A 22,029-nucleotide genomic window follows, 5' to 3' on the forward strand; every position below is an offset into this window, starting at 1 on the left:
ACGGACAGATTTCACGTCCTAATGGCGCACCACATAAACCGAACAGGCCGAGTGGCGCACCACGCGGGCTGCGTTCGGTCCAAGCAGATAGTCCTTAAAGTCCGGGCTATGTGCGCCGATGACTATCAAGTCCGAACTGCCAAGCTTTGCAGCGCGAAGCACTTCTTCATAGACAGTGCCCATCGCAACAACATGCCGGATATCGGCATTCTGTTGGTCACCCAAGGCAACCGTCGTCAGGTCTTTCAGAAGTTCGCCAGCTTTCGCTTTGGCCCCTTCCACTTCATGGTCCTGAAAATAGGCCCCGACGACCGAATTGCCATAGTCCGGCACAACAGTGATCACGTCCAGCTGAGCGCCGTCCATCTTGGCCAGCTTGGCTGCGGTGATCAGCACCTCTTTCTCCTCTTCAGGTCGATTGATGTCGACGGCACAAAGGATTGATTTGCTCATGCCGGTTCTCCTTGTGGTGTTTCATCTTCTGCGCGACGCGATTGCAGGAAGGCGACGAGCGCCAACAGCAACAAAGCCGGGATGAAGATGAGTTCTTTGGGCAGTTGATTGGACGGTGCCTGCACCGCTGCAATCTGTACGGGTTCGTCGCCATAGAAATCGAAGGTCGACAGCTTCTCAGACAGGAAGGTGCCAAACATCGGTTCATCCAACTTCATCGTCTCGCCCTCTGGCACAATCATGACACCAAGGCTGTCCATACGGGCTTGCGCATCTGCACCCTCGGGGATGTCGAACACAACCGTCAGGTCTTTGCTTTCAAGCGTGTCAAAGTCAGGGCCTCTGATCACAGTCCGAAGCTGATCACCTGGCGAAGCTTCCTCAAGCGCGGTTGCAAACTGCGCGGGCGGAATTTCCGCAAATGGCGGTTGGATCTGGTTCATGAAGAACCCAGGACGGAACAGCGCGAAAGCAATGAGCAGAAGCGCGACGGTTTCCCAAATGCGCGACTTGGTCAGGAACCAGCCCATCGTCCCCGCCGTAAAGACAAGGATTCCGATTGTCGAGACAATGAAGACAATGATGCCTTGGGTCACAGTCACGTCGATCAGCAGCAAGTCGGTGTTGAAGATGAACACAAACGGCAGCGCCACGGTCCGAAGGCTGTAGAAGAACGCCGTGAAACCAGTTCGGATCGCATCACCACCAGATACGGCGGCGGCCGCGAAACTCGCCAGCCCCACAGGGGGCGTCACATCCGCCATGATCCCGAAGTAGAACACGAACAGGTGCACCGCGATCAACGGCACGACCAGACCAGACTGCGCGCCCAGCTCGACCACAACCGAAACCATCAGTGATGACACAACGATATAGTTCGCGGTCGTTGGCAGACCCATCCCGAGGATCAATGACAGGATCGCTACAAAGACCAGCATCAGGATCAGATTGCCGCCGGACAGGAACTCGACGAAATCCGCCATGACCTGACCGATCCCGGTCAATGACACAGTGCCCACAATAATACCGGCAGTGGCTGTTGCCAGGCCGATACCGATCATGTTGCGAGCGCCGTCGATCATCCCTTCAATCAGGTCCGTAACACCGTCGCGAAGCTGTGCGATCGGGTTGCTCTCTCCGCGGAAAAAGGCCTTGAGGGATTTCTGCGTCAGCAAGATGCCAAACAGCAGGAACGTTGCCCAGAATGCGGACAGTCCCGGTGATTTGCGTTCGATCATCAAGAAATAGACCAAAACGATGATCGGCAGCATGTAGTAAAGACCTGACTTGTAGATCTTCGCCACATCCGGCAGTTCAACCACTTCAGCGTTCGGGTCATCCTGTTCAAGGTCTGGCACTTTCGCTGCCAGATAGATCAGTGCAACATAGATCGCAGCCAACAGGAAGGTCAGCACCCAGCCGGACCCAGATGGGAACAGCGAAACGATCCAGCCGACAGGGTATTGCGTTGCATAGCAAAGAAGGGCGAAGCCCGCGAAGAAGGCGAACATGCCACCGATCGTTTTACCCATGGATACGACTTTGTTGCCAATAGTCGGCATACGGGTTTTCACCGCCTCAAGGTGCACGATGTAAACCAGCGCGATGTAGGAAATGATCGCTGGCAGGAAGGCGTGGGTGATAACCTCGACATACGAGATGCCGACATATTCCACCATCAGGAAGGCCGCAGCCCCCATCACCGGTGGCATGATCTGACCATTCACGGACGAGGCAACCTCGACCGCGCCAGCTTTCTCAGCCGAGAAACCAACCCGCTTCATCAGGGGGATGGTGAACGTGCCGGTGGTCACAACGTTGGCAATCGAAGAGCCAGAGATCAGACCGGTTGCAGCCGATCCGACAACGGCAGCTTTGGCAGGACCACCGCGCAGGTGACCCAGCGCGCCAAACGCCATCTTAATGAAATAGTTGCCAGCCCCTGCCTTATCGAGCAGCGCGCCAAACAGCACGAACAGGAAGACGAACTTTGTCGACACGCCTAGTGCGATGCCAAACACCCCTTCCGAGGTGATCCACATATGGCTCATGGCTTTACGAAGCGACGCACCAGCCCATCGGATCTGGTCGGGCACCACTTCGGACGATCCGAAGAATACGTAGAACAGGAAGACGACGGCCAAAGCGACCATCACCGGACCTAGCGTGCGGTAGGCCGCGAGGAACAAAAAGCCCAGCGCAACCAGAGAAATCATTGCGTCGGTATCGTCCGCAAGACCACCATTGGCAACGATCTTCTCATAGAAGAAATAGCCATACATGGCGAGGAATGCGCCCCCGACACCGAGAATCCAGTCATACCACGGGATGTAATCACGCGGGCTGGACTTGAACAGCGGATAGGCCATAGCGGCCAGAAACACTGCGAATGCCAAATGGATTTGGCGAGAGTTGTTGATTAGATCGCCGGGCAATACATATGGCGCCACGGGCGAGGCCAGCAGCACCTGAAAGATTGACCAAACCAGCGCAATCCCGGCAATCGCCAGTCCGACGGTCCCATGGGGTTTCCGGGCACCGGTATCACTGGCGGCGACAAGTTCCTGAAGTTCTTCTTCGCTTAACGCGCGTTCTTCCTTTGTGGACATCTGTCCCTCCCTTTGCTGCACAGGGCAGCCCACACTGGTTCCGTTCTAAGTGACATGCCCGATCTTGGCGCCGGGTCAGTATGCTTGGGGGCAGAAACCCGCCCCCAAACCATTTGCAATCCGAGACGAGATTACTCGATCAGACCTTTTTCTTTGTAATACTTCGCAGCACCATCGTGCAGCGGAGCGGACAGACCAGCCGACGCCATTTCTTTCGGGTCAAGGTTAGCGAAAGCGGGGTGCAGGCCCTTGAAATCTTCGAAGTTTTCAAAGACCGATGATACAACCGCATACACAGCGTCCTCAGACACTTGATCCGAGCTAACGAAGGTCGCGCCGACACCGAAGGTCATGGTGTCTTCGTCATTGCCGCGATACATGCCGCCCGGAATGGTAGCCGTCCGGTAGAACGAGTTGTCTTCGACAAGTTTGTTCACAACGTCACCAGAAACTTCCACCAGAACCGAGTCACAGGCGGTGGTTGCTTCTTGGATCGAACCCGACGGGTGGCCAACGGTGTAAACCATGGCGTCGATCTGGTTGTCACACAGGGCAGCCGACTGTTCAGACGCCTTGAGCTCGGTTGCCAGAGCAAAGTCACCAGTGGTCCAGCCAAGCGCTTCAATCAGCACTTCCATTGTGCCGCGCTGACCGGAACCGGGGTTGCCGATGTTGACGCGTTTGCCTTTCAGATCCTCGAACGTCTTGATGCCGGCGTCAGCACGAGCAACGACGGTGAAGGGCTCCGGGTGAACCGAGAATACGGCGCGCAGACCTTCGAAGGGACCAGCCTCTTCGAATTTCGAGGTGCCGTTATACGCGTGGTACTGCCAGTCGGATTGGGCCACACCAAATTCCAGCTCGCCTTCGCGAATGGTGTTGATGTTGTAGACCGATCCGCCAGTCGACTCGACCGAGCAACGCACGCCGTGGTCCTTGCGACCCTTGTTCACCAGACGGCAGATCGCGCCACCTGTTGGGTAATACACGCCGGTCACGCCACCGGTGCCGATTGTGATGAACTCTTCAGCCATCGCGGCAGGCGCTAGAACCGCCGTCGCGGCGACCCCTACAAATGCCATTTTGAACTTATTCAACATCATTAAACTCCCTTGTATTGATGTTCTTTTGTTATTCGGACCACACTTCGGCCAATTGGCGATTGCGCAGTTCGACCTCTGCAATACGCTCTTGTGCATCTGCACCAGAGCGTCCGACAACCATTCCGATGATCGTTTCGATCAGGAACAAGGTTGTCACATAGGATGAATAAAAATTGGCGCTGTCCGCCGCTACAACGAAGCTGACGGACGCATATTCCAGCGCCGGACAGGCGTGGGTATCGGTGATGACAATCACGAAGACGCCCAGTTGATGGGCCAGCTTGGCGGCCTTTATCACGTTCGAGGCAAAGGGCGGTTTGGTTACGATCAGAAGCGCATCATGTTCGCCCATTCCGGACAGGGACCCGCCAAGGGATGCCCCCATGCGATTCGCAAGAAGCCATCGATCTGAGCAGAAATTGGCCATGTAGGACATGTATTCCACGATACCCGTCGACCCCAACGCTCCAAGTAACAAAACCTTACGTGCATTGACCAACACCTCGACGCAGGTTTCAAGGTCTTTTTCGTCTACCGATGCCAGTGCGTGGCTGAGATTCGACTGACAAGCCGCGAAATGAGTTTCAATAAACCGGCTTTCGCCATCATCATGTTGCTTCTGAAGTTGTTCGGCTCGTTGCGCGAAATTGTTGACCCGGCGGTCGATCTTGTCGCGCATTTCTTCGCGAAGTTCTTCGAAATCTTCATAGTCCAGAGCTTTGGCAAGACGCGAGAAGGCCGCTGGTGACACACCGCTATTGCGCGACACCGTGCGCAATGGCCGCGTCACCGCATCAAGTGGATTGGCCACGAGAAAATCCGCAGCGCTGCGCAAGGCTTCACTGAGATCGACATAAGCCAACGCGAGCCTCTTTTCGAAGCGTTTTTCCAAATTGCCCCCCTAGTCGGACAAAGGCAGTGTTCTCTTTGTTTCATGGATTGTCAAATACCGATTTTTTTGTTTCAATAGCATCGAAATTCAAGGGGGCCGCCATGTCACACGTCTTTCCACGTCATACCAAAGTCACACCACCCATCGCCGCAAAGGGAGATGGGATTTATATTATTGATAATGAAGGTAAAAAATACCTTGATGGATCGGGGGGCGCGGCAGTCTCTTGCCTTGGCCATTCAGACCCTGACGTTGCGGAAGCCATAAAGACTCAGGTCGACCAACTGGCCTTTGCCCATACCGGTTTCCTGTCATCGGCCCCCGCAGAATCACTGGCGGACCGCTTGATCGCGCATGCACCCGAAGGACTTGAGCGGGTCTATTTCGTGTCCGGCGGATCAGAAGCCGTCGAAAGCGCGCTGAAGCTGGCGCGCCAATATATGATCGAGACCGGCCAACCGCAGCGCACCAAGTTCATCTCGCGCCGGCAGAGCTATCACGGCAATACGCTGGGCGCGCTTGGCACCGGAGGTAACGAATGGCGACGTGCGCCCTTCGATCCGGTGATGGTGTCCGCCTCGCATATCTCGCCGTGCTATGAGTATCGTTTGCGGCATGAAGGTGAAAGTCAGGAAGACTACGGCCTTCGCGCGGCAAATGAGCTTGAGGCCGAGCTGCTGCGCCAAGGTCCCGAAAACGTCATTGGCTTCCTTGCAGAACCGGTCGTCGGGGCAACCGCTGGGGCGGTGCCCGCCGTGCCGGGCTATTTCAAACGCATTCGCGAGATCTGTGATCAATACGGCATTCTTTTGATCCTAGACGAAGTGATGTGCGGCATGGGTCGCACCGGCACCCTGTTCGCCTGCGAACACGACGGCGTATCCCCTGACCTGATCACCATCGCCAAGGGTTTGGGCGCAGGGTACCAGCCAATTGGCGCAATGTTGTGTTCCGGAAAAATTTACGATGCCGTAAGAGACGGCAGCGGCTTTTTTCAACACGGTCATACCTATATCGGCCACCCGGTGGCGTGTGCGGCGGCGGATGCGGTTGTGCGTAAACTAACCGATGGAGGCATGGCGGCCCGCTCGGCGCAGATGGGCGAAAAACTGATGGCCGCCCTGACCGCCGAATTCGGTCAGCACCCACATGTTGGTGACATTCGCGGACGTGGTATGTTCCGTGGTGTTGAGATCGTCGAAGACCGCGAGACCAAAGCGCCCTTCGACCCGCAGAAAGGCATCGCCGCCAAGCTTAAGAAGCAGGCCTTTGCCAATGGGCTGATCTGTTACCCGATGGGCGGCACCATCGACGGGCGTCAAGGCGACCATGTGCTGATCGCACCCCCGTTTATCATCACGGATGAGCAGATTGACGAGCTGGTCGGCAAACTGTCAAAAACCTTTGCCGAGGTGATATGACCGCGCTTCCTGCCTTGATGGTTGCGCCCAACGGCGCGCGGTTGACCAAAGCAGATCACCCTGCTTTGCCAATGACCTTGCCCGAAATTGTGACCTGCGCGCGGGCCTGCCATGCGGCCGGGGCGGATGGCCTGCATCTTCACCTGCGCGACAGCACGGGCGCCCATCTGTTGGATGCCGGGGCCTATCGCGAAGCCGTGCAGGAAATATCCGGGCAATTGCCGGCAATGGCCGTGCAGATCACGACCGAGGCGGTCGGGAAATATGAGCCCCCACACCAGCGCGAGGTTGCTCTGAACTCAGGCGCAGCTCTGGTGTCTGCCTCAATCCGCGAGCTGTGCCGCGACCCTGCGGATGTAACCCGAGCTTTTTATGAAGATTGCGCAGCCCAAGGCATCGCGATCCAGCATATTCTGTATGACCGTGCCGACGGCGAGTTGCTGGCGAAAACGCTTCCGGCTGAGTTGCTTGCCACGTCCGACCTGCAACTACTTTTCGTATTGGGGCGTTATGCGACGGATCAGAACTCGAACCCGCACGATCTGGATGATTTTCTGGATTGGATGGGGGCACACGACCTGTCCCCGGACTGGGCAGTTTGCGCCTTTGGTCAGAATGAAACAGCGTCACTGGCTTATGCAGCTCAAAAGGGCGGGAAGTGCCGCGTGGGATTTGAAAACTCCCGCGTTCACGCGGATGGAACCATGGCCAAGGACAATGCGGAACGGGTCAAGGCCGTCCGCACGGCCATAGGAGCCTCGCCAGCCTAAGCCCACCCGCGCGATTGCCCGTGCGCATTCCCCGATAGCCAAGCCCGCCGATTTGTCGCATGGTAGCGCCACAAATCTGCATGCATCTGGGAGGTATATCATGCGCCAACTACTAAGCCGCACCGCTTTTGCCGCTGTTTCGCTGGCTTTCGCCACGGAAGCCATGGCGACCGAATGGAACGTTTCTGTTTGGGGCAAGCGACGTGCATTTACCGAGCACGTTGAAAAACTGGCCGAGCTTGTCAGCGAAAAAACCGGCGGCGAGTTCACGCTGAACCTCAGCTATGGCGGTCTTTCGAAAAATACAGAGAACCTCGACGGCATCGCCATTGGCGCGTTCGAGATGGCGCAGTTCTGCGCGGGCTATCACCGTGACAAGAACCCCTCGATCACGGTTCTGGAGCTGCCATTCCTAGGCGTCACCACGCTTGAACAGGAAATCGCGCTGTCCCAGGCTGTGTACCAACACCCGGCAACGCAAGAAGATCTGGCGCGCTGGGACGCAACCCTGCTTATGCCGTCACCCCTGCCCCAATACAACCTTGTCGGCGTGGGTGATGCGCCGGCCACATTGGCAGATTTTGCCGGGCTGAGCGTGCGTGCGACAGGTGGTATCGGTCAGGCCATGGAAACGGTCGGCGCGGTGCCGACGTCGATGTCGGCCACCGAGGTGCGACAGGCGATGGACAGCGGCGTCGTGAAAGCCGTGTCCTTTGCGCCCCACGCGCATATGTCGTTCGGCACGATCGAAAACGGAAAATGGTGGACGACCAACCTGAACCCCGGCACGGTTAACTGCCCTGTCGTCGTCAACACACCCGCGCTGGAAAGCCTGTCTGATGAACACCGCGACGCGCTGCTTGGTTCGGTGGACGAGGCGCTGGCGCATTACGTTGAATTCTACAACAACCAAACCATGGCCGCATGGGGTCCAGCGCTGGAAGAACGTGACATCGAACAAGTCACCTTCTCGGACGAAGAACTTGCTGCGTTCAAAACGGCTGCCGCTGCGCCCGCTGCCACCGCTTGGATCGAGGAAAACGCCGCCCGTGGTCTGCCCGCACAAGAACTCTACGATCTTGTGACTGGCATGATTGCGCAGGCGAAGTAAGCCAATCCACCCTGCGCCCCGGACCAAAGGGCGCAGGGTAATCGCTGTCCCCCAGCGCCCTTAGCTTATGAGGTTTTCATGGCTGGTTCGTCCCTTGTGCTGTCTGACGACAGCCGCCTTAGCAAACTTGACCAAGGCCTGTACCGGCTTGAAACCGCGCTTGCGTTGATCAGCGGGCTTGCCGTGTTTTCCCTGATGATCCTGGCCGTCGTCTCCGTCGGCGGGCGCAATTTTTTCCAGCAGCCCCTGCCCGGCTATATCGACTGGATTGAACAGGCTATGCCATTAATCGCCTTCATGGGTATTGCCTATACACAGCGCGATGGGGGTCACATTCGGATGGATATGCTGGTCGGCAAACTGCGTGGCCGTCCGCTGTATCTGGTCGAGATGTTCACCACGCTCGCAATTCTGATTTTCATGGTGCTGATCGTCTGGGGCAGCTGGGCGCATTTCGCCCGCAGCTTTGATTTCGGCGCCCCACTGTGGAGCCGCGACAGCTCGATGGACATTGCCTTGCCACTGTGGCCAGCCAAGTTGCTGGCACCCGTCGCCTTCAGCGTGATTTGCCTGCGGCTGGCCCTGCAAATCTATGCCTTTGGTCGGGCGTTTGTGCGCAACGACACCTCACCGATCGCGGTACCGCTGGTGGCCGATGCGGCCACGCAGGCCGCGATGGAAGCCGAACATGTATCTGGCCATGACATGGGGGGCTCCTAACCATGGAACCCATCGATATTGGGCTGATCGTTTCTGGTGGTATGCTGGTTCTGGTTGTCGTCGGGATGCGGGTCGCCTTTGCGGCCGGGCTTGCAGGGCTGATCGGACTGATCTGGATCTTCTGGGCAAAATTCGGATATGACCCGTCGCGTTTTGGAAAGGCACTTACGGTCGCTGTGAAAACCGCAGGCCAAGTGCCGCATTCCAAGGTGTCTTCTCAGGCGCTCAGCCTGATCCCCACCTTCATTCTGATCGGCTATCTGGCCTATTACGCGGGGCTGACAAAAGCGCTGTTTGAGGCCGCCAAACGCTGGCTTGCCTGGGTGCCGGGCGGGCTCGCCGTCTCTACCGTGTTTGCAACGGCAGGGTTTGCGGCGGTGTCTGGCGCTTCGGTCGCAACGTCTGCCGTCTTCGCCCGCATCGCCATCCCCGAGATGCTGGCTATCGGCTATGACAAGCGGTTCGCGGCTGGCGTGGTCGCCGCAGGCGGCACGCTGGCGTCTTTGATCCCACCTTCGGCAATCCTTGTGATCTATGCCATCATTGTGGAACAGGACGTGGGCAAACTGCTTCTGGCCGGCTTCATCCCAGGCGCGTTTTCAGCGATCATTTATGGCCTATTGATCATCGGTATGGCGATGAGCATCAAAGGCTTCGGCCCACCCGTCACCGGCTTTACATGGAAACAGCGCTTTGCCTCGCTTCCGCCCGCCCTTCCGATCGTCTTCGTGGTCGTGACCATCATTTTCTTCGTCTATAATCCGTTCGGCGGAGACGCCTGGGGCACGCCGACCGAAGGCGGCGCAATCGGCGCGTTCGTGGTCTTTGTCATGGCGCTTTATCAAGGCATGCGCTGGACCGAATTGAAGGATGCCCTTCTGGAGACGGCAAAGCTTACCGTGATGATCTTCACCATTATCTGGGGCGTTCTGATCTATGTCCGGTTTTTGGGGTTCGCCGAGCTTCCCACAGCCTTTTCGGACTGGATCACATCCCTGACCGTGTCGCCTATGCTGATCCTGATTTGCATTCTGCTGGCTTATGCCGTCCTCGGCATGTTCATGGATGCCATCGGAATGCTGCTGCTGACCCTGCCTGTGGTTTATCCTGCGGTCATGGCGCTGAATGGCGGCGAGGCTGTATCCGCCGCCGACAGCACCTTTGGCATGTCGGGCCCGATGTGTGCGATCTGGTTCGGGATACTCGTTGTGAAAATGGCCGAGTTCTGCCTGATCACGCCACCCATCGGCCTGAACTGTTTCGTGGTGGCCGGGGTGCGCGATGATCTGAGCGTTCAGGACGTCTTCAAGGGTGTCACGCCGTTCTTCATCGCGGATGCGATCACGATCGCCCTTCTTGTGGCCTTCCCGATGATTGTTCTGTGGCTGCCAAGCCAAGTGTAACGGCCGGTGCCCTATTTTAAGCGGCCGTCAAATCATGGTTACATCGATCTGCTTTGACCCCGCTTTCAAAGCAGATCGGCGCGGGGCACATAGGCAAAGGACAAAAAACTTGCAGAGATCGGCAAGATTTCTAAATTTTCGGCAATAGCGTCTGGAAATTCACCCAATGTGAACCTAGTTAACTTTCTAATACTGGCGCAGGTCGATCCTTGCGTGCAATTCTTTTGAAGGACGGTCCGATGCCGAAAGACGAGCTGCCAGATTTGAATGGGCAATTGAAATTCGACGATGACGAGGGATCGGGGCAGTCAAAGTGGCTTGCCGCGATGTTTGCGGTGGTGCTGATCGGCTGGATGGGCAGCGGCTTCATTTTACCGTCGCAGCCTGATGAAGAAACCACCGAAGAACCTGCTGCGCGCGCTGTCGCGGTGGCCGTCATGACCTCGGCCGCGCAGGATATTGAGCTGGTATTGATCTCGGAAGGGCAATCCATCCCGGACCGTGCCACCAGCATAACCGCCAAGACCGGAGGCGAGGTCGTATCGGTCGCCGTCGGACGTGGCGATTTGGTCGCCGTTGGCCAAGAGATTGCGCGCCTTGACGCGGAGACCATCGAGGCACAACTCGTCCAGGCCCAAACCCAGTTGGAACAGGCGACCAGCGATCTGGAAAAATCCACGTCGCTTCAAAGAAGCGGCATCACCACCGAAGATCGTGTTTTGCAAGCCCGTGCGGCCAAAGCCTCGGCCGAGGCGGCGGTAACGGCGGCGCAGGAACAGCTTGAAAACACCGTGATTCGCGCTCCCTTCGCCGGACGTCTAAACGACATGACGCTGGACGAAGGAGAATTTGTGAACAGCGGCGATGTGGTTGCCGAACTTCTGGACAACAACCCCCTGACAATCGTCGTCCAAGTGCCGCAACAGGCCTTGTCACGGCTCGAGAAAGGGCAAGCCGCACAAGTGTCCTTCATAACCGGGGAAGTGCGCCCCGGGACCGTGGCGTTCATCGGGGCCAATGCTGACAGCCAAACACGCACCTTTCGCGTCGAAGTCACCGTCGACAACCCCGACAGCGAAATGCCCGCTGGCCTAAGTGCGCGCATCGCCATCCCAACCGGCAAGGCGCGCGGCCACTTCATCTCGCCCGCTATCCTGTCGCTTGGGGCAGACGGCGAGTTGGGGATTAAGACCGTAAATGACGACAACACAGTCGCCTTCGCACCTGTGTCGATCGTGCGGGCCCAAACAGACGGCATCTGGGTCACCGGGCTGCCTGAAAGTGCTGACATCATCACGGTTGGCCAAGGCTTTGTGAATGCAGGCGACACTGTCGATCCGCGCCCCGAAAATGTGCCGACCGCGACTGAGGACCCCCAATGAAGATGCTGATCTCAGCTGCCTTCAATCGCAGCAAAGTCGTGCTGCTGATGCTGGTTTTCCTGCTGACCATCGGCTCGTTCGCCTATTACGCAATCCCAAAGGAAAGCAATCCAGAGATCCCGATCCCGATCGTTTATGTCTCGACCGGGCTGGACGGCATTTCGCCGGAAGATGCCGAGGATGTGCTGATCGGCCCGATGGAGACCGAGTTTGCGTCGCTCACCGGATTGAAATCCATGACCGCGACCGCCAGCGAAGGCCATGCCAGCGTTCAGCTGGAATTCGAGCCCGGCTTTGATGCCGACGACGCTCTGCAAAAGGTTCGTGAAGCCGCTGACAAGGCAGAAAACGACCTGCCACAGGACGCGCGCTTAACAGTGACCGAGATCAACACCGCCTTGTTCCCCATCCTGACCGTGATCCTGTCGGGGCCGGTGCCGGAACGAACGTTGAATGATCTGGCGGATGATTTGAAGAACGACATTGAAGCGCTGGGAGGTGTACTCGAGGTCGATATTGGCGGCAAGCGCGAGCAACTTCTTGAGGTGCTGATCGATCCCACGGTTTTCGAGACCTACAATATCACATTCGAGGAATTGATCGGATCCATCAATCGCAACAACCAGTTGATCGCCGCCGGCGCCATCGAAAGTGAAGCCGGGCGTTTGGTTTTGAAAGTGCCGGGTCTGATCGAAGAGATATCCGACGTCATGGAGCTGCCTGTTCTGGTGCGTGGTCAGACAGTTGTGCCGTTTTCCGATGTTGCCACCATCCGGCGGACGTTCAAAGACCCCGACGGCTTCGCCCGGATCGACGGGCAGCCAGCGCTGGCTCTTGAGATCAAGAAACGTGTCGGCGCAAATATTATCGAAACGGTCGCCGAAGTGCGCGATGTGATCAACACAGCGCAGGCCGGTTGGCCTGACAGCGTACATATTGCCTATACGCTTGATGAAAGCGAACAGGTTAAATCCATGCTCTCGGATCTGGAAGCGAACGTGATTGCTGCGATTATTCTTGTGATGATCGTGGTGGTCTATGCGCTTGGGTTGCGCTCGTCTTTGCTGGTGGGGCTTGCAATCCCCGGCGCGTTTTTGACGGGTGTCGCGGGACTTTACTTCATGGGTTACACGATGAACATCGTGGTCCTGTTCTCGCTGATTTTGGTGGTCGGGATGCTGGTCGATGGTGCGATCGTGACGGTCGAACTGGCGGACCGTTACCTTCATGAAGGCCAGTCTTCAAAGCAGGCCTATGCCGAAGCAGCGAAGCGGATGGCATGGCCGATCATCGCCTCGACCGCCACGACGCTCTGCGTATTCTTTCCGCTTCTGTTTTGGTCGGGCACGGTTGGAGAGTTCATGAAGTTCCTGCCAATCACGGTGATCTTCACCTTGGCCGCGTCGTTGTTCATGGCGCTCATCTTCATTCCGGTTGTTGGCGGCCTGATTGGCAAGCAACAGCGCCAGTCGGCCAAATCGAAGGCGCTGCATTATGCCGCCGAACGCGGTGATCCACGCACGATGACCGGCTTTATGGGGGCCTATGTGCGCTTGCTGAATTGGTCGATCCGACGCCCCGGCATCACGTTAAGCTTCGCGGTGATGGCGCTGGTTGCGTCTTTCCTTGCCTACGGATCATTGGGAAACGGTCTGACATTCTTCCCCGAGGTCGAACCGGATTACGCGCAGGTCGAAGTGCGCGCCAAAGACAACTTCTCGGTCTACGAACAAGATGCGCTGGTGCGGCAGGTCGAAGCCAAGTTGACGAACTACACTGAAATCGCGAGCGTTTATGCCCGTTCAGGCGGCGGGCGTGATGGCAGCGACGTCATCGGATCGTTACAGCTGGAGCTGGCAGATTGGGATACCCGCAGACCCGTCTCAGACATCGCCGAGGATATCCGCACCGACGTTGCAACAATACCCGGGATCGACGTGCAGGTGCAAACCGCCGACGCCGGTCCCGGTGGTGGCAAACCCGTGAATTTGGACGTTGTGTCCAGCAATCCGGCGGAACAGGTTGCCGGGGTCGAACTGCTCATCAAAACGATGGAGCGCCTTGGAGGGTTCATCGATGTGGTCGAAACCCGGCCGTCGCCCGGCGTGGAATGGCAAATCACCATCGACCGCTCCGAGGCCGCGCGCAGTGGCGCGGATGTCGCTATTCTTGGTCAGGCTGTGCAGCTTTTGACGCAAGGCATCACCGTCGCCAACTATCGCCCGACGGACAGCGACGGCGAGGTCGACATCGTCGTTCGCTTCCCTGCCATTGACCGCACTTTGGCCGAACTTCAGAACCTGAGAGTGCCGACCAGTGCAGGGTTGGTTCCAATTTCGAATTTCGTGTCCTTTGAGCCGGCCCCCCGCAGCGGGGTCATCACGCGCATCGATCAAGAGCGCGTCGTGACGATCTCGGCGGATGTGGCGCCAGGCGTGTTGGTCAACGACCAGATCCTTGCGCTGCAAGCCGAGTTGGAGAAGATCGAGCTACCCCAAAGTGTCGGCGTAAAATTCGGCGGCGAGGCGGAAGAACAGGCCGAGGCGATGACCTTCCTGATCGGGGCTTTCCTGTCAGCCATCGGGTTGATGTTCCTCATCCTCCTGACCCAGTTCAACAGCTTCTGGCAAGCCTTTGTGGTGATGTCAGCGATCATCTTTTCCATCGCGGGCGTGTTGTTGGGCCTGATGATCACCGGGCGCCCTTTTGGGGTCGTTATGGGTGGCATTGGTGTGATCGCCTTGGCCGGGATCGTGGTGAACAACAATATCGTGCTGATCGACACCTATAACCAGCTGAAGGCTGACGGTGCGTCGCCGCTCGAGGCTGCTCTGCGCACCGGCGCTCAGCGCCTGCGCCCGGTCGTGCTGACCTCGGTGACGACGGCGCTTGGCCTGATGCCGATGGTGATCGGACTGAACATCAATTTCTTCACCCGAGAGATTGTTTACGGCGCGCCGTCGACCCAGTGGTGGACCGAACTGTCCAGCGCCATTGCGGGCGGGTTGGTCTTTGCAACTGTGCTGACGCTCATTGTTACGCCATCCATGCTGGTGCTCGGCGAAAAGCGGGCAAGTCGCACGGTGGCAGGTAAGGCAGCACTTCCAGCCGAGTGACGATTGTAACCCTGCAGGACTTCTTCGAAAAGATTGGAACGCGGGTAAGACCCGCTGGTGGAGTGGTTTTTCCCATGAGTCTCGCTACGCGCAAACGGGTGAAACAAACCTGAGCCTGATCACCAACAGAAATCCGCCAATAAATTGAAAATATTCAATTTTTTTCTATTCAGCACGCAGAATTTTGATTTTGACCATTTTCTGATAGAATGGCGTAACATTATTTCTTTGTTTAGTTGATTTTAAATACCTAACTTTTTGATTGGCGGTTTTTCGATGGCCAGTTTTGCGCGATCCTTGATCAAGGATACCGGCGTGCGTGCCGATTGGGTAGACCTGCGCGATCAGGACTATTACCCAAATCTGACGGTGCTGCGCGACACAGTATCCCTGAATCCGAACCTTCTGACCCCTGATCCCGAAACCGGGTTGCAGGTGCCGATATTTGGCGCGCGCAATCAGGGGGCCAGTGGCCGCTGTGTCGGTTTCGCGCTGGCAAATCTGATCGACATTCAACGCCATTTACAACATTTGCGCCGCGCGCCCAGTGCAAACGGGCAGGCTATGCCTGATCTGACCAAAGTGATGGAAGATATCGTCAGCGCGGACATGTTGTATCGCATGGCGTCATTCCATGACCGCTATCCCGAACTTGAAAACGGCGAGGTAACCACCGAGGAAGGGATTCTGACGCTTAGGTCCGCGATCAAAGGGTTCTATCACCACGGTGTATGTCGTGATTGGCCCTTTGCTGAACCGGCCACCGATGAAGGCCGCTGGCAAAGCGAGAGTTATTTTGCGGACGGGCTGGACAAGGGGCGCAAATTCACCACCGTTGGGCAGGCTAAGAAAGCGCGCGAGATCGGGTTGGGGGCCTATTTCCGACTGGCCTCGATCCTGAACCATTTCCATGCGGCTCTGAATGATGCCGAGGCGATCCTGACCACCGCAAATGTGCATGACGGATGGCTGGCGGCCACGCCAGACAATGGCGGGCTGATCACGTGGCCCCCCGTCCACGGCAAAACCGGAACCCATGCCTTTGTTGTCACCGGTTATGATGAAAAGGGCTTTCATGTCCTGAACTCTTGGGGCCCCAAATGGGGCGGCTACCAGGGACAGGCGGGGATTGCACTGTGGTCCTATGCAGATTGGGCACAGAATGTGGTCGACAGTTGGGTCCTGCGGCTTGGGGTTTTCGCGCCCTCAGCGTTTGGCGCGTCGGTCGGGGAAAAGGGTACCAAAGGCGACACCGATCCGATCCAATCCGGCTCGACCCCCTGTTTCGAACTTGTTGGCCATTACATGCATCTGGATGACGGATATCACGTGGCAACGGGGTCTTATCCATCGTTCAAGAATGGCTGGACGCGCACCCGCACATACTTATCAGAACGGCTTGACCCAAATGCCGACCCAGCCAACAAGGACAACCAATATCGCGGCGTCCTAGTGTGGATCCCCGGCAGCCTTGAAGGGATCAAACCCGCCTTTGCTGATGCCGTAGGTCGTAAGACCCTGATCAAGGATCTGGGGCTCTATCCTTACACGGTTTTCTGGTGCAACAGCTTCGTGGAAAAGTCGCTTGAGGTGCTGCAAAGCCTGTTTGACAGTTGCGAGGAACAAGCAGGCGAAAACGCCGCCCATCTGGACGAGCTGATCGAAAACCGGGTGCGCGGTGTGGGCCGGGCTTTCTGGCGCGACATCGAGCTGGGTGCACGGCGTGCGCTGCGGGGCACCGAAGAACTGCCTTATGAAGATTTCGAAAATGAAGACCAGGACAAGATCAAGACCGGCTTTGTCGGCGATCTGTTGTTTGACCTTCTAGAGCTGAAAAAGAACACGGGATGCGAACTGCATATCGTCGCGGAAGGCGCCGGTGCGTTGGTGGTGCACGAGATGCTGTCGCTGCTGGAACACAAGACGCGCTGGTTTGATCCCGCGTCGCTGACTCCCGGCGGATCGGATCGGTTCGACACCCTGCACCTGATACATCCTGCAATCGGCATGCCGCGGGCGCAGAAACGCCTGATCCCGCTGATCAACGTGATGAACGACGCCGCAGATGGCAAAAAGAAGCGTAAATCATCGTCCCGCAAGCCCGTCGTGCAAGAATATCTGGAATTCACAACGCCACCACGTGCGCGCATCTACGTTCCGACGCCCGATTTGGAAGAGCGCGTGAATTTCGGCGCCTATGGCAAATCCATCCTGCACCTAGTGTCGCGCGCGTTCGAAGACCGATACCCTCTGCCCCAGAACGCCGACGACACATCCGCGCCCTATCTTCTGCGGCCCCGCCCGTTTCTGGGCATGTCAGGCGTGGCCGACGACAACGCATCGCCAGTCCGAAACGCCGTTTTCCGGCTGAACCGGATTGCCGCACAGAAACACGATCTGGACCGCATCCCCCAGAGCGTTTTGAACGACGACCCCACCATCACCAAAAGCATTTTCGAATGCATTAAAGGATTTCAGGAAAAGGGACACTGAACGCCGCGAAGGAGACAGCAATGACCAAGATCACAGTCGAACAACTGATGTCGAAAATGGCGGAATTGGACGCCGATGATACCGATTTCTCAGAGTATTTCATACTCGACGAGGAGCGGTCAGGCCCTTTCGATCCGCATTTCAAGCTGAACCCGGCGACAGTGCAGATACCGCGTGGTCCGAACGCCGCACAGCGGTCGGCTGCGCTGATGAACTCGGCCAACTGGTTTGCGCGAATGAGCCGCAGAAACGTGTTTCAACAAAAGCTCGCGCGGGGGTATGATGGCCCGATCATCGTGTCCGAAGGGGACAGTTGGTTTCAGTATCCGATCCGCCTGCGCGACACGATCGACCACCTGATGCACCGCTATGCGATATATTCGCTGGGCGCAGCGGGCGATCTTCTGAAACGCATGGCAGACAAGCAGGAATACACACGCGCGCTGGAAGAAACTGGCGCTGGTATTTTGCTTCTGTCCGGCGGTGGTAACGATCTGGTGGCGGGTGGTGCTCTTGCCGCACATCTGGAAGCGTTCGACCCAGACCTCGCTCCAGCAGACTATCTGCTACCATCGTTTCAGGCGCTATTGGACGATGCGCTGACTCATTACGGGCGGATGTTCCGGGACGTGCACCAGAAATTCCCACATGTCAGCATCCTGTGCCACGGCTACGACTATCCCGTGCCAAACAAGGACAAGTGGCTGGGAAAACCCATGGAATCGCGCGGCATTCGCAACAAGTCGCTGCAAATGGCCATCGCCGCCGAGATGATGGACCAGTTCAACCGGCGCCTGCGTCGCCTTGCCCGTTCCATGCCCCATGTGACCTATATCGACTGCCGGGGGGTGGTGGGCAATCACCGCTGGTTTGACGGGCTGCACCCGACCGGCGAAGGTTATGGCGACGTCGCCCAGAAATTCCGCCGCGAGATTGACCGCATTGCCAATGCGCGCAGCGGTCCTCCGGTTGTGATCAGCGGTCCGTTCGGGTCGGCGACGGAGCTGTCGCGCGCCCTGCAAGCCCCCCCGCTCATCGCGGGCGGCGCGGCGAAGGGAATGTCTCTGCATGTGGGCGTCAACACCGTTGACCCCGCCCACTACGATGGCTGGGACGGGCAACTGACCGCTTGCGAATCCGACGCGCTGGCAATGCAGAGCCTCGCGGAGTCCGAGGGCTTTAAGCCCGAGCTTCTGCTGACCCGTGATGCCACCCGTCAGAACGTGGTCGAGCAGATCGAACGCGCCGCGAAAGATCTGTCCCCTGGCGATATGTTCCTGCTCTCGGTCTCGGGCCATGGCGGGCGGGTGCCGGACTTTAATCAGGACGAAGACCACGACGATGACAGCCAGCGGATGGATGAAACGCTGTGCCTTTACGACTTCCAAATCGCAGACGACGAACTTTACATGCTTTGGACGCAGTTCAAGGACGGCGTGCGTGTGCTGGTTGTGCCGGACACCTGCCATTCAGGCTCGATGGCGCGGTTCGGGCCGACCGCCCCGACCGAGCTGTTCGGTCGCGCCATGCCCCATGACCCGCGGATCCGCGCGATGCCCTTGCATATCGAAGACCGTGTCTGGCGGGCCAACGAGGCGGCCTATCGCACCGCCTCAAAATCTTACAGCGCGATGAAAGAAAGCGTCATGACCGCACCGCTAAGCAGTCCCATTCAGGCCTCTGTCCTGAACCTTGGAGCCTGCAAAGACACGCAATATGCGATGGACGGACCGCAAAACGGGGCCTTTACCGGCGCTCTGTTGCAGGTGTGGGACAGCGGGCGTTTTCATGGCGATTATCGCGCATTCCGTGCCGCCATCGATGAGGAGATTGGCAGCGACAGCCAAACCCCTCAACTGTTCGAGCGGTTGCTGAAACAGCCGAATTTCGTTCTGGATCGCCCGTTTACGCTGCAACCTGTCGGCACGGCGTCCAGCACCTGTAGCGACGCAACAAAATCGCGTGCGGCACCAACCGCCCCCGCCATGGATGACGAGGATGAAGGCGATGAACGCGACCTTCTACCCGACGCCGAGGTTGACGCGATCCTGGCAGCCAAATCACGTGGCGCAGGGTTTCGAAGTGCTACAGCTGCGTTAGAGTGGTCTGACTATGCCGACTTTGACGGGTTCATCCGGTCGCTCCGATTGAAGAATTTCAGCACGGACGAGTTTCTGATCCTTGGGGGCGGCCATTCGACCCCCGGCGGGAAATGTCAGGGCAAGAACGCCTATCCGCCACGCAACCTCTGGACCAACATCGCCAAAACCGCACAGGCGCTGGACCATTTCCGCGACCGGATCGGCAAACCGATCGCCATCACCAACGCCTATCGCGGTCCGGCTTATAACGCGTGCATTGGCGGGGCGAAGCAAAGCCAACATATGAAGTTTTGCGCTTTGGACTTCAAAGTCTCCGGGATGAAAGCCCCCGAGGTCGCCAAGGCGCTGCGGTGGCTGCGCGACAAAGAAGGGTTCTTCAAAGGCGGGATCGGCAGGTATAACAGCTTTACCCATATCGACACGCGCGGCACGAACCCCACATGGCCACCTGCATTCCGCGATGCCAAGCTGTCTGGTTCCTCGCCCTTGAACAAACGCGAACCGCGCGATCTGGCGGAACGGATCGCGATCCTGATCGCGACCATGCTTGCCAAACCCAGATCAGCACCCGGTGCGAAATCCCGTGGTTCGGCCTTTGCGGACCCGGTCAGCCGGTCCGGCGACGATTTCGATCCAACGTCGCAGAACGCAGCACACCAACAATCACTGCAAGCCGCGGTCAGCGCGTCCAGCGTGATTTCCTTCGTTGAAAATCTGACCCCCAGCCAGAAAGAGGATGTGCTGCTGTCCACGCTATTCGCCCAACGGGCCGCCGATGCCAAAGCCGATCCGGTGAAGGATCGCGAGGCTTGGCACGCAACCTATATGGAGATGCTCAGCTTGATGGGTTGGACCCGCGAGGCCGCGCCGTTCGAGGCCAGCCAGAAGATGAAAGGCAATGGCAGCTTCGACAAGGTGATCCTGGCCACGCTGGCACAAGTGGCCACCGGCAATCAGTTCAAGATCGTTGAAAGCGCGATGGAGGCCTTGCGCGGGCTGGCGGCGGATGACGGCAAGATCAAGCTGTTTGATTTCGAGACTTCAACCTCGACCGGCGGAAATTTCCAGATCGGCAGTGCCGAGGCGTCAGGCGACGTCGTCAGCATGGCGTTGGGTGCGTTCAACTTCAATTACAAGGACAAGAAACAGAACGTCCTGTTCGTGTCTTGGGGCAAGAACGAGCTGGAGTACTGGTTGTCCGCGCAGAAGGTTTCGCTCAGCCCGACGATCTATGCCGATATACGTGAAATCATTCGCGACAAGCTGGCAGACACGCGTAAAACCCTGATTGCGGATATCGACATCGGATGACCCAGCCTGTTGATCCCCCTGCCCCTGAGCAATCGCACGCCAAGGGGCGTTCGGCGCTGAAAGTCGGGAAGCTGCAGATCGCGCCCAAGCACCTGTTGATTATGCTTTTGCCAATCGTGGTGCTGACGGCGTCCGAATACTTGCTTGGCACGTTTGGCGACACCTCGTTGGTGGTGCCGGACGTGACGCTGAACGAGCTTTCGCCGTTGGTCGAGTTGAACGCGCGGTACAAATTTCTGGCCGCGCTGTTCTTCTTCGTTGCGGTGACCGTCACCCTGACGGCTGTGTTCACAGCAGAGCTTTACGCCCGGCATACGCTGCGGTCGATCTGTTACACGCTGGTCGGGATCGTAGTGGTGATCATTGTGTCGCTCAGCTTTTCCACGTTTGAGCCTGACTGGATGCCCGCCAGCTTTGAAAGCCACTATCTTCTGGGCAACGAGCTGTTTCGCGCAACACTTGGCACTGGGAACTTGCCCGGCTGTGCCCCCGGCGGGGCACTGGCCGATGCCTGCGCCGGTCAAGGTGCATTCTTTGCAATGAAATACCTGCTGAACCATGTGAACATCCTGACCTCACTGTCCGCTGCCGCGATCATTGCCGGCATGGTCCTGTCGTTGGCACGCCCACGTCAGGTCGACCTGACGACAGATGATGGGCTGATCATCGAGGCACAGGCGCTGCAAGTCTCGCAAGAGACCTCGCAGCGGTATCTGTACTGTTCGGGTGTTTTGCTAACCACCGGCATGGTGCTCGTGCTGTCCTGGATGTCATGGCCAAACGCTATGATCACGGATGAAAAGCTGCGCGCAGCACATCACGGGGTCATCAACTCCTTGTCGATGTTTCGCGGCGTGACCTACACCGTTCTGATCTTGTCCTACTATATGCCGGTCAGCCTGATCCTGCGCGTGCGGATTGAGCGCTTCAAACGCGCCGCAAGTGAGGTTGGTCAAGACGAATTGGGGGCAAAATTGGAAGGTTTCAACATCAACCGCATTGCCAGTTTGGATGCTTTCAAGGCAATCCTTGCAATCGTATCCCCGATCCTGGTCAGTGCGATTGGCTCGTTTGTCGAGCTTTCGATGTTTGAATAGACAGTCAAGACGGAGTCGATGCCCACGGTCGATAACTCAGTTGCGA

14 protein-coding genes are annotated in these 22,029 nt (G+C 57.6%); 10 read left to right on the forward strand and 4 right to left on the reverse strand.

What is annotated here, in order from left to right; all coding sequences use genetic code 11:
- Positions 1-18 precede the first annotated feature (18 nt).
- The 4 genes from K3556_RS12035 to K3556_RS12050 form a co-directional block, all read right to left on the reverse strand.
- Positions 19-453 carry a universal stress protein gene (locus K3556_RS12035; protein WP_260517018.1) on the reverse strand — a complete coding sequence of 145 codons (435 nt, stop codon included), beginning with the start codon at positions 451-453 and terminating at the stop codon, positions 19-21.
- Positions 450-3,062, reverse strand: a complete 2,613-nt coding sequence (locus K3556_RS12040) for a TRAP transporter permease (RefSeq protein WP_260517019.1) — start codon at positions 3,060-3,062, stop codon at positions 450-452. Before K3556_RS12040 ends, K3556_RS12035 begins: the two co-directional genes overlap by 4 nt.
- A 131-nt stretch (positions 3,063-3,193) precedes the next feature.
- Positions 3,194-4,162, reverse strand: a complete 969-nt coding sequence (locus K3556_RS12045) for a TAXI family TRAP transporter solute-binding subunit (protein ID WP_260517020.1) — start codon at positions 4,160-4,162, stop codon at positions 3,194-3,196.
- Positions 4,163-4,193: 31 nt separating this feature from the next.
- Positions 4,194-5,057, reverse strand: coding sequence for a MurR/RpiR family transcriptional regulator (locus tag K3556_RS12050; RefSeq protein WP_260517021.1), 864 nt, complete (start codon positions 5,055-5,057; stop codon positions 4,194-4,196).
- Between the two features lie 101 nt (positions 5,058-5,158).
- On the opposite strand from K3556_RS12050, the gene K3556_RS12055 reads away from it, so the two are divergent.
- The 10 genes from K3556_RS12055 to K3556_RS12100 all read left to right on the forward strand — a co-directional run bounded on the left by K3556_RS12055 (position 5,159) and on the right by K3556_RS12100 (position 21,983).
- Positions 5,159-6,478, forward strand: a complete 1,320-nt coding sequence (locus K3556_RS12055; RefSeq protein WP_260517022.1) for an aspartate aminotransferase family protein — start codon at positions 5,159-5,161, stop codon at positions 6,476-6,478.
- Positions 6,475-7,248: a 3-keto-5-aminohexanoate cleavage protein gene (locus K3556_RS12060; protein WP_260517023.1), complete on the forward strand. Its 774-nt coding sequence runs from the start codon at positions 6,475-6,477 to the stop codon at positions 7,246-7,248. The genes K3556_RS12055 and K3556_RS12060 overlap by 4 nt, the downstream gene beginning before the upstream one ends.
- Positions 7,249-7,348: 100 nt before the next feature.
- Positions 7,349-8,359, forward strand: coding sequence for a TRAP transporter substrate-binding protein DctP (gene dctP, locus K3556_RS12065; RefSeq protein ID WP_260517024.1), 1,011 nt, complete (start codon positions 7,349-7,351; stop codon positions 8,357-8,359).
- Positions 8,360-8,437: 78 nt separating this feature from the next.
- Positions 8,438-9,079, forward strand: coding sequence for a TRAP transporter small permease subunit (locus K3556_RS12070; protein WP_260517025.1), 642 nt, complete (start codon positions 8,438-8,440; stop codon positions 9,077-9,079).
- 2 nt (positions 9,080-9,081) lie between these two features.
- Complete coding sequence (locus K3556_RS12075; protein WP_260517026.1) at positions 9,082-10,482, forward strand: TRAP transporter large permease; 1,401 nt, start codon at positions 9,082-9,084, stop codon at positions 10,480-10,482.
- A gap of 239 nt (positions 10,483-10,721) precedes the next feature.
- On the forward strand, positions 10,722-11,864 hold the full coding sequence (locus K3556_RS12080) for an efflux RND transporter periplasmic adaptor subunit (RefSeq protein WP_260517027.1): 1,143 nt from the start codon (positions 10,722-10,724) through the stop codon (positions 11,862-11,864).
- Positions 11,861-14,980, forward strand: a complete 3,120-nt coding sequence (locus K3556_RS12085) for an efflux RND transporter permease subunit (protein ID WP_260517028.1) — start codon at positions 11,861-11,863, stop codon at positions 14,978-14,980. The genes K3556_RS12080 and K3556_RS12085 overlap by 4 nt, the downstream gene beginning before the upstream one ends.
- Positions 14,981-15,256: 276 nt before the next feature.
- On the forward strand, positions 15,257-17,473 hold the full coding sequence (locus K3556_RS12090; protein WP_260517029.1) for a hypothetical protein: 2,217 nt from the start codon (positions 15,257-15,259) through the stop codon (positions 17,471-17,473).
- Between the two features lie 20 nt (positions 17,474-17,493).
- Entirely contained in the window at positions 17,494-20,886 is a 3,393-nt protein-coding gene (locus tag K3556_RS12095) for a D-Ala-D-Ala carboxypeptidase family metallohydrolase (RefSeq protein ID WP_260517030.1), read from the forward strand.
- Positions 20,883-21,983, forward strand: a complete 1,101-nt coding sequence (locus tag K3556_RS12100; protein WP_260517031.1) for a hypothetical protein — start codon at positions 20,883-20,885, stop codon at positions 21,981-21,983. The genes K3556_RS12095 and K3556_RS12100 overlap by 4 nt, the downstream gene beginning before the upstream one ends.
- Positions 21,984-22,029 lie beyond the last annotated feature (46 nt).

This window comes from Aliiroseovarius sp. M344 (assembly GCF_025140835.1).
Taxonomy (GTDB): domain Bacteria; phylum Pseudomonadota; class Alphaproteobacteria; order Rhodobacterales; family Rhodobacteraceae; genus Aliiroseovarius.

Coding starts and splice junctions, on each gene's coding strand:
- K3556_RS12035 (WP_260517018.1), bottom strand. CDS start 453: ATGAGCAAATCAATCCTTTGTGCCGTCGACATCAATCGACCTGAAGAG.
- K3556_RS12040 (WP_260517019.1), bottom strand. CDS start 3,062: ATGTCCACAAAGGAAGAACGCGCGTTAAGCGAAGAAGAACTTCAGGAA.
- K3556_RS12045 (WP_260517020.1), bottom strand. CDS start 4,162: ATGTTGAATAAGTTCAAAATGGCATTTGTAGGGGTCGCCGCGACGGCG.
- K3556_RS12055 (WP_260517022.1), top strand. CDS start 5,159: ATGTCACACGTCTTTCCACGTCATACCAAAGTCACACCACCCATCGCC.
- K3556_RS12060 (WP_260517023.1), top strand. CDS start 6,475: ATGACCGCGCTTCCTGCCTTGATGGTTGCGCCCAACGGCGCGCGGTTG.
- dctP (WP_260517024.1), top strand. CDS start 7,349: ATGCGCCAACTACTAAGCCGCACCGCTTTTGCCGCTGTTTCGCTGGCT.
- K3556_RS12070 (WP_260517025.1), top strand. CDS start 8,438: ATGGCTGGTTCGTCCCTTGTGCTGTCTGACGACAGCCGCCTTAGCAAA.
- K3556_RS12075 (WP_260517026.1), top strand. CDS start 9,082: ATGGAACCCATCGATATTGGGCTGATCGTTTCTGGTGGTATGCTGGTT.
- K3556_RS12080 (WP_260517027.1), top strand. CDS start 10,722: ATGCCGAAAGACGAGCTGCCAGATTTGAATGGGCAATTGAAATTCGAC.
- K3556_RS12085 (WP_260517028.1), top strand. CDS start 11,861: ATGAAGATGCTGATCTCAGCTGCCTTCAATCGCAGCAAAGTCGTGCTG.
- K3556_RS12090 (WP_260517029.1), top strand. CDS start 15,257: ATGGCCAGTTTTGCGCGATCCTTGATCAAGGATACCGGCGTGCGTGCC.
- K3556_RS12095 (WP_260517030.1), top strand. CDS start 17,494: ATGACCAAGATCACAGTCGAACAACTGATGTCGAAAATGGCGGAATTG.
- K3556_RS12100 (WP_260517031.1), top strand. CDS start 20,883: ATGACCCAGCCTGTTGATCCCCCTGCCCCTGAGCAATCGCACGCCAAG.